Source organism: Microvirga sp. TS319, from assembly GCF_041276405.1.
Lineage (GTDB): Bacteria > Pseudomonadota > Alphaproteobacteria > Rhizobiales > Beijerinckiaceae > Microvirga.
On sequence record NZ_JBGGGT010000002.1, the window covers coordinates 2,949,815 to 2,964,199 of the forward strand.

At 64.8% G+C, this 14,385-nt stretch carries 14 protein-coding genes; 6 read left to right on the forward strand and 8 right to left on the reverse strand.

Features of this window, described 5'->3' with window-relative positions; translation table 11 throughout:
* Positions 1-17 precede the first annotated feature (17 nt).
* The 5 genes from lptF to rsmA are packed head-to-tail and all read left to right on the forward strand — an operon-like array spanning position 18 to position 6,666.
* Complete coding sequence (gene lptF, locus AB8841_RS23430) at positions 18-1,184, forward strand: LPS export ABC transporter permease LptF (RefSeq protein WP_370438168.1); 1,167 nt, start codon at positions 18-20, stop codon at positions 1,182-1,184.
* A 2-nt stretch (positions 1,185-1,186) separates the two neighbouring features.
* Positions 1,187-2,272 carry an LPS export ABC transporter permease LptG gene (gene lptG / locus AB8841_RS23435; protein ID WP_370438169.1) on the forward strand — a complete coding sequence of 362 codons (1,086 nt, stop codon included), beginning with the start codon at positions 1,187-1,189 and terminating at the stop codon, positions 2,270-2,272.
* 37 nt (positions 2,273-2,309) lie between these two features.
* A complete protein-coding gene (locus AB8841_RS23440) occupies positions 2,310-4,796 on the forward strand; it encodes an LPS-assembly protein LptD (RefSeq protein ID WP_370438170.1) in 2,487 nt (828 codons plus the stop codon).
* Positions 4,796-5,812, forward strand: coding sequence for a 4-hydroxythreonine-4-phosphate dehydrogenase PdxA (pdxA, locus tag AB8841_RS23445; RefSeq protein WP_370438171.1), 1,017 nt, complete (start codon positions 4,796-4,798; stop codon positions 5,810-5,812). Before AB8841_RS23440 ends, pdxA begins: the two co-directional genes overlap by 1 nt.
* Entirely contained in the window at positions 5,809-6,666 is an 858-nt protein-coding gene (gene rsmA, locus AB8841_RS23450) for a 16S rRNA (adenine(1518)-N(6)/adenine(1519)-N(6))-dimethyltransferase RsmA (protein WP_370438172.1), read from the forward strand. Before pdxA ends, rsmA begins: the two co-directional genes overlap by 4 nt.
* Positions 6,667-6,794: 128 nt before the next feature.
* On the opposite strand, the gene gmk is transcribed toward rsmA, so the two are convergent.
* The 8 genes from gmk to fabD form a co-directional block, all read right to left on the reverse strand.
* Positions 6,795-7,445 (reverse strand): guanylate kinase, encoded by a 651-nt coding sequence (gene gmk, locus AB8841_RS23455; protein ID WP_370438173.1) that lies wholly within the window; start codon positions 7,443-7,445, stop codon positions 6,795-6,797.
* Positions 7,446-7,449: 4 nt separating this feature from the next.
* Positions 7,450-8,337 carry a YicC/YloC family endoribonuclease gene (locus AB8841_RS23460; RefSeq protein WP_370438174.1) on the reverse strand — a complete coding sequence of 296 codons (888 nt, stop codon included), beginning with the start codon at positions 8,335-8,337 and terminating at the stop codon, positions 7,450-7,452.
* A 171-nt stretch (positions 8,338-8,508) separates the two neighbouring features.
* Positions 8,509-9,918, reverse strand: coding sequence for an endolytic transglycosylase MltG (gene mltG / locus AB8841_RS23465; RefSeq protein WP_370438175.1), 1,410 nt, complete (start codon positions 9,916-9,918; stop codon positions 8,509-8,511).
* A gap of 95 nt (positions 9,919-10,013) precedes the next feature.
* Positions 10,014-11,276 carry a beta-ketoacyl-ACP synthase II gene (fabF, locus tag AB8841_RS23470; RefSeq protein WP_370438176.1) on the reverse strand — a complete coding sequence of 421 codons (1,263 nt, stop codon included), beginning with the start codon at positions 11,274-11,276 and terminating at the stop codon, positions 10,014-10,016.
* A 66-nt stretch (positions 11,277-11,342) separates the two neighbouring features.
* The gene (locus AB8841_RS23475; RefSeq protein ID WP_009764365.1) at positions 11,343-11,579 is read right to left on the reverse strand and encodes an acyl carrier protein; all 237 of its coding nucleotides are present in this window, start codon (positions 11,577-11,579) and stop codon (positions 11,343-11,345) included.
* Positions 11,572-11,736 (reverse strand): hypothetical protein, encoded by a 165-nt coding sequence (locus AB8841_RS23480; protein WP_370438177.1) that lies wholly within the window; start codon positions 11,734-11,736, stop codon positions 11,572-11,574. The genes AB8841_RS23475 and AB8841_RS23480 overlap by 8 nt, the downstream gene beginning before the upstream one ends.
* A 78-nt stretch (positions 11,737-11,814) precedes the next feature.
* Positions 11,815-12,552: a 3-oxoacyl-[acyl-carrier-protein] reductase gene (gene fabG, locus AB8841_RS23485; protein ID WP_370438178.1), complete on the reverse strand. Its 738-nt coding sequence runs from the start codon at positions 12,550-12,552 to the stop codon at positions 11,815-11,817.
* Between the two features lie 15 nt (positions 12,553-12,567).
* Positions 12,568-13,515 (reverse strand): ACP S-malonyltransferase, encoded by a 948-nt coding sequence (gene fabD, locus AB8841_RS23490; RefSeq protein ID WP_370438179.1) that lies wholly within the window; start codon positions 13,513-13,515, stop codon positions 12,568-12,570.
* 425 nt (positions 13,516-13,940) lie between these two features.
* Here fabD and rpoZ point away from each other — a divergent pair, with 425 nt between their 5' ends.
* Entirely contained in the window at positions 13,941-14,345 is a 405-nt protein-coding gene (gene rpoZ, locus AB8841_RS23495) for a DNA-directed RNA polymerase subunit omega (protein ID WP_370438180.1), read from the forward strand.
* Positions 14,346-14,385: the final 40 nt, after the last annotated feature.

The window sequence follows — 14,385 nt, forward strand, 5'->3', positions numbered from 1 at the left end:
GGGGGCTGAAGGGCTTCATGACACTTCTCGAACGTTACATCCTGAAAATCGCATTCAGCGCTTTCACGGCCTGCCTGATCGCCCTCACGGGCGTCATCTGGATCACGCAGGCCCTGCGCGAACTCGATCTTCTGACGGGCAAGGGCCAGACGATCGTCATCTTCCTGACGGTCACCGGGCTGTCGCTCCCGGCCCTCATCAGCGTCATCGCCCCGGTCGCCCTGTTCATGGCGACGATCTATACACTGAACAAGCTCAATGGCGATTCCGAGCTGATCGTCATGAGCGCGGGCGGCATGGCTCCGCAACGCCTGCTGCGTCCGTTCATCGCGCTCGCTGTCTTCATCAGCCTGGTCGTCGGGATGATTTCCCTCTATCTCATGCCCGCGAGCCTCCAGGAGCTGCGCCTGCTGTTCACGCGCATCAGGGCGGACTTCGTGGCCACCATGGCCAAGGAAGGGCAGTTCATCTCCTTGGACAACGGCATCACCTTCCACTACCGCGAGCGGTCGGGGGACGCCCTGCTCGGCATCTTCATGGAAGACCAGCGCGACAAGACCAAGCCCATCGTCTATCTGGCCGAACGCGGCCAGACCGTCGAGCAGAACGGGCAGGCCTACCTCGTGCTCGAGAAGGGCAGCGTGCAGCGCAAGGACCCTAACCCGAAGAGCAGAGATTCCTCCATTGTCGCCTTCGAGCGCTACGCCGTGGATCTGGCCGCCTTCAACCAGGAGGGTGGCGAGGTCGTCTACAAGCCGCGCGAGCGCAGCACCACGCAGCTCCTCTTCCCCGACGAGGGCGACGCCCTCTATCAGGCCCAGACGGGTCGTTTCAGGGCCGAGCTGCACGACCGGCTTTCCGCCTGGCTCTACCCCATGGCCATGATGATCGTGGCCTTCGCGGCCCTGGGCGAAGCCCGCACCACCAGGCAGGGACGCGGTCTGGCCATCGCGATGGCCATCGCCGGGATCGTCCTGCTCAGAGTGCTGGGCTTTGCCGCGTCCAGCGCCGTGGTCCGCTCGCCCACGGCGGTCGCCGCCGTTTACGGCACTCCGCTGGGAGCGATCGCCATCTCCCTGCTGCTGATCTTCCAGGGTCCGAGAGTGCGAGCCGCCTACGCGAGGATCCGCTCGGCCCTCGGCGGTCTTCGCCCGGCGCGCAAACCGGCCACCCAAGGGGCTTGAGCATGCTGATCGGCCGGACGCTCGGACTTTATTTCGCGCGACAGTTCATCAAGACGATCTTCATCGTCTTCGCCACTGTGTTCGCCCTCGTCTACACCATCGACTTCGTGGAGCTGATGCGCCGGGCGGGCGATGCCGAGCACGCGACGCCCGGTCTCATCGCCCGGCTGACCCTGTTTCGCACGCCGGCCATCGCCGAGCAGGTCATGCCCTTCGCGGTGCTCTTCGGCAGCATGGCGGCGCTCCTGCAGCTCAGCCGCAAGCTCGAACTCGTGGTGGCCCGCGCCGCCGGGATCTCGGCCTGGCAGTTCCTCCAGCCGGGGCTTCTCGTGGCCCTGCTCATCGGCGTCGGGTCGGTCACGGTCTACAATCCGGTTTCCGCCAGCCTGAAGCAGCGGGCCGCGAACCTGGAGACCAGGATCTTCTCACGCACGACCCAGACTTCGGGCAAAACCATCTGGCTGCGGCAAAAGAGCCAGGACGGACATGCAATCTTCCGCGCGGACGGGTCCCGCACGGACACCACGACGCTCGTCGGCGTCACCGTCTATACGTTCGACCTGGAAGGCCGCTTCACCCATCGAATCGAGGCCAAGGAGGCCACGCTCCACGAAGGCTTCTGGGAGCTGAAAAGCGCCCGCGTTCTGTCGGCCACCGAAGAGCCGGAGAATCACGACCGATACCTGATCGCGTCTCTTCTGCAGCCGTCCCAGCTCAAGCAGAGCTTCATCGCCCCTGATTCCGTGCCGTTCTGGGACCTCCGGCAGACCATCGACCGGATGGAGCGGTCGGCGATCAACACCACCGCCTACAGGCTCCATTACGACCTTCTTTTGGCCCGCCCCCTGCTGTTCATCGCCATGGTCTTCGTGGCGGCGTCAGTGTCGTTAAGATTCTTTCGATTTGGCGGTGTAGCGATGATGGTTCTGGGTGGCGTCGCCGCCGGGTTCATGCTTTATGTCGCCACTGAGCTAATGGCGGAGCTTGGGGCCTCCGGGATCATCAGCTCGGTTGTTGCGGCCTGGCTCCCTGCTGTAGTAGGCAGTCTTTTAGGAACCTTGGCGTTATTGTACCAAGAGGATGGCTGAGCCTGTCCTCATATAAGAACTGAGTTGAGGAGTGGGGATGCAGAGGCTCAAGGCATCGATCGCAATGTCTGCGGTCGCAACGGCACTTTTCTTCGCCGTTGGATCAACGCCTGTGCTGGCCCAGTCGCTCAACGACGCTATCAGCTCGCGCCTGCAGTCCAATCCGAACCAGGACCGGCTGTTCGTCGACGCCAAGGAAATCGTCTACAACAACGACAAGAACACCATTTCGGCCACCGGCGACGTCCAGATGAACTATCAGGGCAAGACGCTTCAGGCCGATCGGGTCACCTATGACCGGAATACCGGCCGGGTCTATGCCGAAGGCAATGCCCGCCTCACCGATGCCAGCGGCGCGGTCGTGACGGGCGACCGTTTCGAGCTGACGGACGACTTCAAGAACGGCTTCATCGATTCGCTGCGGGTGGTCCAGACCACGGTCGACAACGGCCGGCCGGTCACGACCCGCTTCTCTTCGCCGCGGGCCGAGCGTGCGGAGGGCGAAACCACGGTCTTCGAGCGCGGCACCTATACGGCCTGCGAACCCTGCAAGGAGCATCCGGAACGGCCGCCCCTCTGGCAGGTCAAGGCCGCGAAGATCATCCACAACAACAGCGAGCAGACGATCTATTACGAGGACGCGACCCTCGAGATCCTCGGCCTGCCCGTCGCTTACCTGCCCTATTTCTGGACACCGGATCCGACGGTCAAGCGCAAGACCGGCTTCCTCGCGCCCCGCTATGTGATGTCGAACACCCTCGGCTTCGGCGGCTCGATTCCGTTCTTCTGGGCGATCGCACCAAACTACGACCTGACGGTTGCCCCCACCTTCCTGTCCCGCCAGGGCGTTCTCGGTGAAGCGGAGTGGCGGCATCGGCTCGAGACAGGCTCGTACAACCTCCGCGTGGCCGGAATCTCGCAGCAGGATCCGGGCGTCTTCCTCCCCGGCCCCCGTGGCGGCGGCGATCGCGACTGGCGCGGCTCGCTCGAATCGGCAGGCCAGTTCAATCTGAACGAGCGCTGGAAATGGGGCTGGGACATCACCCTCGTCTCGGACAAGTGGTTCCTCGACAACTACAACATCCGCAACGAGAACCTCACCTCGCTCTACCTGAAAGAGGCGGTCTCGACCCTCTATCTGCAGGGGCAGGGAGACCGGTCCTTCTTCGACGTGCGCGGATACTACTTCCAGGGCCTGTCCACGCAGGACTGGCAGAAGCAGCAGCCCGTCGTTCACCCGGTGCTCGATTATGACAAGCGGACCACGCCGTCGAGCATCGGCGGCGAATTCGACCTCAACGTGAACGTAACCAGCCTCTCGCGAGAAGCTGCGCAGTTCGAGCCGCTGTCCAAACTGAACAAGGCCCGGTACGGCATTTTCCAGACCTGCCGGATCTTCGAGCAGGAGGAGTGCCTGGTTCGCGGCACCAGCGGATCCATGTCCCGGGCGTCGGTCCTCGCCTCATGGCGCCGGGAATTCGTCGATCCCGTCGGCCAGGTCTGGACACCCTTCGTCTATGTCCGGGCCGACAATTTCTGGATCGCGCCCGATTTCGAAGGTTATCAGAACCCCTATCTGCGCAATTATCTCGACGGCGACAGCGACTATCTCTTCCGCGCCATGCCGGCCGTGGGCATCGATTACCGCTATCCCTTCGTTGCCGATATCGGCACCTCGGGCCGTCAGGTGATCGAACCGATCGCGCAGATCATCGCCCGCCCCAACGAAACCCGGATCGGCAATCTTCCCAACGAGGATGCGCAGAGCCTCATCTTCGACGACACGTCCCTGTTCGATTGGGACAAGTTCTCCGGCTACGATCGCGTGGAGGGCGGCGTTCGCGCCAATCTGGGTGTTCAGTACACCGTCACCGGCGCCGACAATTTCTACGCCAACGTGCTCTTCGGCCAGTCCTATCAGGTCGCGGGCCGCAACTCGTTCCGCCAGCCGGACTTGGCCAATGTGGGCCTGGATTCCGGCCTCGACACGCGCGCTTCCGACTATGTGGGCCGCATCCAGATCGCGCCGAACAGGAACTTCTCCTTCGTAACCCGCGCCCGGTTCGATCAGGAGGACTTCGGCGTCAACAGTATCGAAGCAGGCGTCCGCGCCGACTTCTCCCCCTATCTGCCAGTCTCGACCTCGCTGACCTATGCGCGGTACGGGAAGCAGCCGGACATCGGCTTCCTGAACCCCCGCGAGGGCTTCCTGGGCACGGCGACCTGGAACGTAACCCCGAACTGGCGCATTTCAGGGTCAGTGCTCCTGGATCTCGACCGGTACCTGGCGGAGCCGGTGGAACGGGCCTATGTGAGTTCCATGTCGGTTGGTGTCGGTTATATCGACGAGTGCACGACCTTCTCGGTCCGGTACATCATGAGGCCGCGGTCCCTGACCACCAGTTCGGGCGAGAGAGATCAGAACCATACGGTGATGCTGAGCCTGGAACTGAGGACCCTCGGCGGTGCCTCGATTACCCAACGCATCGACGGCTCTTCCTCCGAAGAAGGTGTAGCGAGATAGTGAACGGGCTGACGCGCCCTCTCCTTCTGACCCAGGGCGACCCGGCTGGAATCGGGCCCGAGCTGACCCTGCGGGCCTGGCTCCAGCGCGAGCGGGACGCGCTGCCACCCTTCGCCGTCCTGGCGGACTCCAGCTCTCTCGAGCGCCTGGCGAAGGCTCTGGGCTGGACCGTGCCGATGGCGGTCGTGGACGTCTCGCAGGCCGTGTCGGCCTTTCCGCACGCTCTCCCGGTCATCCCGTTGAAGGCGATGGTATCGGCCGAGGTGGGTAAACCCGACCCCAAATCCGCCCCTTCCGTCATCGAGGCGATCGAAACGGCGGTGGAGTTCGTCCGCAACGGCTCGGCCGGTGCCGTGGTCACCAATCCGATCGCGAAGCACGTGCTTTACGATGCTGGTTTCCGCCACCCCGGGCATACGGAGTTCCTGGCCGCCCTCGCGGGCCGGGACGGAAACACCTATCACCCGGTGATGATGCTCTGGAGCCGAGACCTCGCCGTGGTCCCGGTGACCGTCCATATTCCCCTCTCGTCCGTGCCTGAGGCCCTGACGAGCGAGCTGATCGTGGCCACGGGACGCATCGTGGCCCGGGAACTGAGGGAACGGTTCGGGATTGCCGATCCGCGCCTTGCCCTCGCGGGCCTCAACCCTCACGCTGGGGAAAGCGGCGCCATGGGCAAGGAAGACGGGGCCGTCATCGCGCCCGCTATCGCGACCCTGCGAGCCGAGGGCATCGCGGCCTCAGGCCCCCTCCCGGCCGACACCATGTTCCACCCGCGGGCCCGGAAGGGCTATGATGCGGCGCTCGCCATGTATCACGACCAGGCCCTCATCCCGATCAAGACCATCGCCTTCGACGAGGCGGTGAACGTGACGCTCGGCCTGCCCTTCGTGCGCACGTCGCCCGATCACGGAACCGCCTTCGACATCGCGGGCAAGGGCATCGCACGCCCCGACAGCCTGATCGCCGCGATCAGGCTCGCGGCGCGGCTCGGTGCGGGGGCGAGGTCTCCATGAGCCAGATCGACACCCTTCCTCCCCTGCGCGAGGTCGTCCGGACCCACGGGCTCATGGCCAAGAAGTCGCTCGGCCAGAACTTCCTGTTCGATCTCAATCTGACGAGCCGCATCGCCCGGTCCGCCGGGCCTCTGGAGGATGCGACGGTGATCGAGGTCGGCCCCGGTCCGGGCGGGCTCACCCGCGCCATCCTGGCCGCCGGAGCCAAGAAGGTCATCGCGATCGAGCGGGACAGCCGCTGCCTGCCCGCCTTGGCCGAGATCGCCGATCATTACCCGGGGCGTCTGGAGGTCATCGAAGCCGACGCGCTCGAATTCGACCCCCGGCCGATGGTTGGCGAAGGGCTCGTGCGCATCATCTCCAACCTGCCCTACAACGTCGGCACGGCGCTTCTCACCGGCTGGCTGACCGGAGAGGCATGGCCGCCCTGGTGGGCCTCCCTGACGCTCATGTTCCAGCGCGAGGTCGCCGAGCGGATCGTCGCCACACCGGATGATCCTAAGGATTACGGACGTCTCGGCGTGCTCTGCGGCTGGCGGACCGATGCACGCATCCTCTTCGACGTACCGCCCTCGGCCTTCGTGCCGCCGCCGAAGATCACCTCGAGCATCGTGCACCTCACGCCGAGACCCTCGCCCCGCCTGTGCCGCATCGGTGCCCTGGAGACGGTCACGCGTGCGGCTTTCGGACAGCGGCGGAAGATGCTGCGCCAGAGCCTGAAGGCGATCGCTCCCGATCCGTCCGCACTGATTGCCACCGCCGGTCTCGAAGAGACGGCTCGTGCCGAGAACGTGCCCGTGGAAGGTTATGTAGCCCTGGCCAATGCCTTCGACGCCACGCACGGCAGGAGCTAGAGCATCGGACGCGGGAAGTGGGAACCGGTTTTGCGTGAAAAGATGCTCAAGACCATCAACTTATAGCGTCGGACGTGAGTTCGATTTTTACGTCCGACGCTGTAGCGCATCGTGCGGACCCGATGCGCTTAATCGATCTTCTCGGCCAGCAGGCCCTCGACGAACTCCTGAAGTCCCACGAGCCGGTCCCGCTTGAGGCGCTCCGCCGTCTGGATGGCCTTGAGCTTCTCGAAAGAGTCGCCCAGATCCTCGTTGACGATCACGTAATCGTATTCGACCCAGCGCTCCATCTCGATCCGGGCATTGGCGAGGCGCTTGGCGATCACGTCGGGGGCATCCTCCGCCCGGCGTTCCAGGCGAGCCTTCAGCTCCCTGAAGCTCGGGGGAAGGACGAAGACGGTCACCACATCGTCCGGCAGCTTCTGCCGGACCTGACGGGTGCCCTGGTAATCGATGTCGAAGATCATGTCCTGGCCGGCCGCGAGGGTCTTCTCGACGAGCTTGCGCGGCGTGCCGTAGAAATTCCCGTGCACCTCGGCCCATTCCAGCAGTTCGTCGCGCTCGCGCATCGCCTGGAACTCGTCCACGCCGATGAAGTAATAGTGCTTTCCCTCGATCTCCGACGGCCGCTTGGGGCGCGTGGTGACGGAGATGGAAAGCGCGCCCGCGCGATCCTCCACGAGGCTGCGGGTGAGCGTGGTCTTTCCGGCGCCCGACGGCGAGGACAGGATCAGGATGAGGCCGCGACGTCCGACCAGGGGCTTCGAATCTTGGCTCACCACATTACTCCACGTTCTGAACCTGCTCCCGGAATTGCTCGATTACGGCCTTCAATTCAAGACCAATCCTGGACAGAGACACATCATTGGCCTTGGCGCAGAGCGTGTTGGCCTCGCGGCCGAACTCCTGCGCCAGGAAATCGAGCCGGCGTCCGACCGGACCACCCTCCTGCAACAGAGCGCGGGCGGAATCCACATGGGCGCGCAGGCGGTCGATCTCCTCGCGGATATCGGCGCGGGCAGCAATGAGCACCGCCTCCTGGTGCAGACGCGCCGGGTCGAGGGCAGCCTTGCCGTCGAGGAGCTCTGCAACCTGCGCTTCGAGGCGCGCGCGAATGGCATCCGGCTGCCGTGCCGGGCATGCTTCCGCATCACTCACGAGCCCGGCGATCGAATCGAGCTGCCGGTTCAGGACGGAGGCGAGCGCCTGGCCTTCGTTCAGCCGGGCGGCTTGCAGGGCCTGGATCAGATTTGCGACGCCGCCCCTGAGCGCGTCCGTCAGCGCCTCGTCCCGCCCCGGATCCACGGCATCCTCGTCGAGTTCCACGACGCCGCGAACGGCGAGAAGACCGTCGAGGGAGGCCGGTTTCACATTGTCCGGAAGGGACAGCCCGCCGACGGCGGAGAGAAGGGATTGCAGCACCTCCTGATTGACCCGCAGCCTGGGGGCGGTCGATGCCCTCGACATCGAAAGGTTGAGCTGCCCCTGCCCGCGAGTGAACGCCTTGAGGATCAGGCCGCGAGCCTCCTCGCCCACGGCGTCGAGCCCGGACGGAGTCCTCACGCGCACTTCGAGCCCCCGTCCATTGACGGTCTTGAGCTCCCAGGCCCATTGGTAAGGACCGGTCACACCGGCTTCGCGGGCAAAGCCGGTCATGCTTGCAATCGACATGCACTGAACCTCAGGCGTCATTCGTAACGAAAATCGGCGCGACCATAACGCATCGCGCAAAAAAGTGGATCCGATTATTGGTGCCCGGGGCTTCGAGGCGCGACCCGCCGGATGCAGGGCCCGAAAAGCGGCAGGAATGCCGAAGCCTGTGGCCGGCCCGGTCGCGAAGGGTCAGGGCTGGGTGAGGGTCGGAACGTTCTTCGGGTTCGTCAAATCGAAGGTCTTGTTCTTGAGCGGATCCTTGTCCGTGCCCTCGCTCGCATCGAAACCCCGGGCTCGCTTGCCGCCGGCGCCGGTCGCGGTACGCCCCCCGGACGGCAGGGCACTGGCCGTCCCGCGCAGTGCGGACAGCCCATCGTCGAGCGCACCGGATTGCCCCGGAGCCGAAGGCTGGACGGGGGCATCCGGATCCACGATCCGGTCGACCGCATCGCTGTCGGTCGCAGGCTTGTTCTTTTCGATCTGGCGCCAGCGGCTCACGTTGCGCTGGTGCTGCTCGTAGGTCTCGGCGAAGGCATGGCCGCCCGAACCGTCGGCGACGAAGTAGAGATCCTTGGTTCGCGACGGATTGGCCACGGCCTCGAGCGCCGCGCGTCCCGGATTGGCGATGGGTCCGGGAGGCAGGCCCTCGATCACGTAGGTGTTGTAGGGCGTTGCCGTCTCGATCTCGGTGCGCAGGATTCCGCGCCCCAGAGTGCCTTTGCCCCCGACCAGCCCATAGACGATGGTGGGGTCGGACTGGAGCTTCATGCGTTTCAGGAGGCGGTTGATGAACACGCCCGCGACGCGGGTGCGCTCGTCCGCGCGTCCCGTTTCCTTTTCCACGATGGAGGCGAGAATCACGAGTTCCTGCGGCGACCTGATCGGCAGATCCGAGGACCGGCGCTGCCAGATCTGATTGAGCATCTGCCGCTGGGCCGCCTGCATGGTGTTGATGATCTGCTGACGCGTCGTGCCGCGCTCGAACTTGTAGGTGTCCGGGAGCAGGGTTCCCTCACGCGGGGTCTCGGCAACGTCGCCGCTCAGGATCTCGTTCTCGTAAAGCCGGGCGACGATCTGATCGCTCGTGAGGCCCTCGGGAACGGTGACCGCGTGAAGAATCGCCTTGCCCTGGACGAGAGTGTCGATGGCATCCTGGATGCTCGCGCCCGCTTTGAACTGGAATTCGCCGGCCTTGAGCTGACCGCGCTGGCGGTTGATGAGCGCATAGGCTTCGAACAGCAGCGGCTGATTGATGACGCCTTCCTCCTTCAGGATCGAGGCGATGTCGCTCGTGCCGGTATTGCGCGGGATCAGCACCACCTTGTCGTTCTGAAGCGGTCCCTGGGCGGTGATCTCGCGCTCCAGCATCGTGAAGCCGAACACGCCCGCCAGGGCCAGGGCCACGATCAGCGTCAGCAGGCCGCTCATGAGGGCCAGCATGCCCCCGCGGCGCCGGCGGATCCGCGGCGGCGGAGGCGGCGCGAGCGACGGCTTCAGCGCCTCGCTCGGGGAACGGGGTGCCAGGCGCGGCTGTTCCTGCCCCTGAAGCTCGGCCTCATGGTCAGAAATCAGGGTGCGTCTCTTTTTACGTCCGAACATCACGATGCTTTTCTGGTGCCGGCCGGGCCTCCCCCGACTCGTCCGACACCCTAGTGGGGATTATGGCGAAAAGCCGTAACGCAGAAGCGTTGTCCTCAGGCAACGCGTCGGAAGATCAGGGAAGCATTGGTTCCGCCGAAGCCGAAGGAGTTCGACAAGGCTACATCGACTTGCTTGCGCTTGGCCACCTTCGGCACGAGGTCGATCGCGGTTTCGACGGACGGATTGTCGAGGTTGATGGTCGGGGGAACGATCCCGTCGCGCATGGCGAGGAGCGAGAAGATCGCCTCCACGGCCCCCGCCGCGCCCAGCAGGTGCCCGATGGCCGACTTGGTGGACGACATGGTGAGCTTGCCCGCCGCATCGCCCATGATGCGCTCGATGGCCTTGAGCTCGATCTCGTCGCCGAGCGGCGTCGAGGTGCCGTGAGCGTTGACGTAGTCGATCTCGGAGACCTTGATGCCGGCGCGCTTGACGGCAGCCGACATGCAGCGATAGGCGCCGTCGCCGTCCTCCGACGGGGAGGTGATGTGATAGGCGTCGCCCGACAGGCCGTAGCCGATGACCTCGCCGTAGATCTTCGCGCCGCGGGCCTTGGCGTGCTCGTACTCCTCCAGCACGACGACGCCGGCGCCCTCGCCCATGACGAAGCCGTCACGGTCCTTGTCGTAGGGGCGGGACCCTTTCTCGGGGCTGTCGTTGAAATTGGTCGAGAGCGCCCGGCAGGCGGCGAAGCCCGCGAGGGAGAGGCGGTTGACGGGCGATTCCGTTCCGCCGGCCACCATCACGTCGGCGTCGCCGAGCGCGATCAGGCGGGCCGCGTCGCCGATGGCGTGGGCGCCCGTGGAGCAGGCCGTCACCACGGCATGGTTCGGGCCCTTGAGGCCGTGCTCGATGGACACGTAACCGCCCGCGAGGTTGATCAGGCGGCCGGGGATGAAGAAGGGCGAGATGCGGCGCGGGCCGCGCTCGATCAGGGTTGCCGAGGCCTCGTAGATGCCGCCGATGCCGCCGATGCCGGAGCCGATCAGCACGCCCGTGGCGCATTGCTCCTCATAGGTCTTCGGGGCCCAGCCGGCATCGCGAAGAGCCTGCGTCGAGGCCGCCATCGCATAGACGATGAAGGGATCGACCTTGCGCTGCTCCTTGGGCTCCATCCACTCATCGGCATTGAACGTGCCGTTGCTGCCGTCCCCGACCGGGATCCGGCAGGCGATCTGGCAGGCAAGATCATCGACCTGGAAGTCCGTGATCTTCTTCGCGCCGCTTTGCCCCTCCACGAGGCGGGACCACGTGGCATCGACACCGCTGCCCAGCGGCGTGACCATGCCAAGACCTGTAACAACAACCCGGCGCATAACGTTCTACCCTATCGTTAAATAAAAATCGGGCGTCGGGTGGTTCACCCGACGCCCGCCGAAAGTTTAGGCTGCGTTCTTCTCGAGGAAGCGGATCGCGTCGCCGACCGTGACGATGGTCTCGGCGGCATCGTCCGGGATCTCGACGTTGAACTCTTCCTCGAAGGCCATCACCAGCTCGACCGTGTCGAGGCTGTCCGCGCCCAGGTCGTCGATGAAGTTCGCGTTGTCCGTCACCTTGTCGGCCTCAACGCCCAGATGCTCGACAACAATCTTCTTCACGCGATCAGCGACGTCACTCATCGTTTTCTTCCTCAGTGGCTGCCGCCTCAGTAACGGGCGGATTAAAAAATCGAAATCGGATCAGCTGCTCAGCTGACAACGCTGAAACGGCTACCTTGCGCCGTGCAAAGCCGTATTTTTGTGCGCCGGTCAACCCCTTTGGCGTGATCGGGCTCATGCTTAACACAAGCTTATCCTGTCTGGCGAGAGGCGAGCGGCACCTGCGAACAGTTTCCGCCAGCCCAGCTAAGTGCCTTTAGAACATCGCCATTCCACCGTTCACGTGCAGGGTGTGCCCTGTCACATAGCCGGCTTCGCTCGACGCGAGATAGACCACCGAGGACGCGATTTCATCGCCCTGGCCCAGCCGTCCCATGGGAATAGTGCCCAGGATGCCTTCGCGCTGCTTTTCATTGAGCACATCCGTCATCGGAGACTCGATAAAGCCCGGAGCGACCAGGTTCACGGTGATGTTGCGGCTCGCGACCTCGGCGGCGAGCGCCTTGGTCATGCCGATGAGGCCGGCCTTGGAAGCGGCGTAATTGCCTTGCCCCGGATTGCCGGTCGAGCCCACCACGGAGCCGATATTGACGATGCGGCCGTAGCGGCGACGCATCATGCCCTTCACGGCGGCGCGGGAGAGGCGGAACGCGGCCGTCAGGTTCACGGCGATCACCGTGTCCCATTCCTCGTCCTTCATGCGCATGAACAGGTTGTCCTTGGTCACGCCCGCGTTGTTCACGAGGATGTCGAGACCTTCCATCGCGGCTTCCGCGGCGGGAACGAGAGCTTCGACGGAATCCTTGTCGCCGAGGTTGGCCTCGACCACATGGACCCGCTCGCCGAGCGAGGCGGCAAGCTCGTCGAGAGCGGCGCGGCGGGTGCCGGAGAGCGTCACGGTAGCGCCCTGGGCGTGCAACGCGCGGGCGATGGCGCCGCCGATTCCGCCGGTGGCTCCGGTGACGAGAGCCTTGCGGCCGGTCAGATCGAACATGGAGGCTCTCCTCTATTAGCCTTGCAGGGTAGCTTTGAAGGCGGCGACATCCTCGGGCGTGCCGATGGCGCTGGCGGCGGCGCCCGCGGCGATGCGCTTCACGAGACCGGTCAGGACCTTGCCCGATCCGACTTCATGAAAGGCCTCGACGCCCTGAGAGGCCATGAAGGCCACGCATTCGCGCCAGCGGACCGTGCCGGTGACCTGGCGGACCAGGGCATCGCGGATCGCATCCGGATCGGTGATCGGCGCGGCCTCCACATTGGCCACCACGGGGATTGCGGGAGCATTCACTGCCACTCCGGCCAGCGCCTCGCGCATGGCGTCGGCGGCGGGCTGCATGAGGGCGCAATGGAAGGGGGCGGACACGGCCAGCATCACGGCGCGCTTGGCCCCCTTCTGCTGGGCGATCGTCACCGCGCGCTCGACAGCGGCCTTATGGCCCGAAACCACGACCTGGGCGCCGCCATTGTCGTTGGCCGCATCGCAGACTTCGCCCTGAGCCGCCTCACGGGCGACCTCGAGGGCCGTGTCGTATTCGAGGCCGAGAAGGGCCGCCATGGCGCCCTGCCCCACCGGCACGGCGTTCTGCATGGCGTTTCCGCGAATCCGCAGGAGGCGCGCCGTATCGGCGATCGAGAGGCTGCCGGCGGCGGCGAGCGCCGAATATTCGCCGAGCGAGTGTCCGGCGACATAGGCGGCATGCTCCTTGAGCCCGAGCCCGGCTTCCGCCTCCAGCACGCGCATGGCGGCGAGGCTCACGGCCATCAGAGCGGGCTGCGTGTTCGCGGTCAGGGTCAGCTCCTCGGCGGGTCCCTCCCACATGAGAGTGGACAGCTTCTGCGAGAGGGCCTCGTCCACCTCGTCGAATACGGCTTTGGCCGCGGGGAAGTTGTCGGCGAGGGCTTTGCCCATGCCCACGGCCTGGCTTCCCTGGCCCGGGAAAATGAATGCGCGCTTCATCGGGAGCGGAACCTTTATTGCGTCGAATCCGCGCGGAACTGGCACCCGCAAGCCTCGGAGTCAAGGCAAAGAGGTCGTTTGAGAGTCTCGCGCGGCCTCAGATGTGCCGCCTCCATCCCTTGAGAAGACTGCGGTCGATCTTCGATCGGCTGAAGAAAAACCTGCTCCAGAGGAGCTTGCCCCGGCGCATAGCCCCCCGCAGAAAACCATTCAAATAATGCATTCGCCCCTCGCAACCAATACGTTACAACATAATATAAAGGTCCTTGCGAAAACGTGCGCCTCCGCACGTGGCGGGAGGTTTCGGGTTTAAGTCCCTGTTTCGGAACGCATCCTCTTGTGGTCTTGCTCTTGTATTCTTGGAGCATCCGTTGTATCCGGTCACCCTTCCGATATTCCTTTGAACCTGAAGAAGGAGCCCCTGCATGGCTCGCGTGACCGTCGAAGACTGCATCGACAAGGTCGACAACCGGTTTGAGCTCGTGCTGCTGGCCAGCCACCGCGCCCGCCTGATTTCCTCGGGCTCGCCGCTCACCATCGACCGCGACCGTGACAAGAACCCCGTCGTGGCTCTCCGCGAGATCGCGGACGAGACCATCGCTCCCGACGACCTGAAGGAGCAGCTCATCCACTCCATGCAGAAATATGTCGAGGTGGACGAGCCGGAGGCCGAGGCCGTTCCCATGCTGGGCAACACCGCAGCCGCCACGGGCAGCGACAACGACGCCGATGTCCAGTTCGACCGCATGAGCGAGGAAGACCTGCTTCGCGGGCTGGAGGGCCTCGTGCCCCCGAGCAACAACAGCTCGGACGACGACGAGCGTGAATAACGGCTCGAACCTGTAATTATCCGAAAAGCCCGGCCCTCAG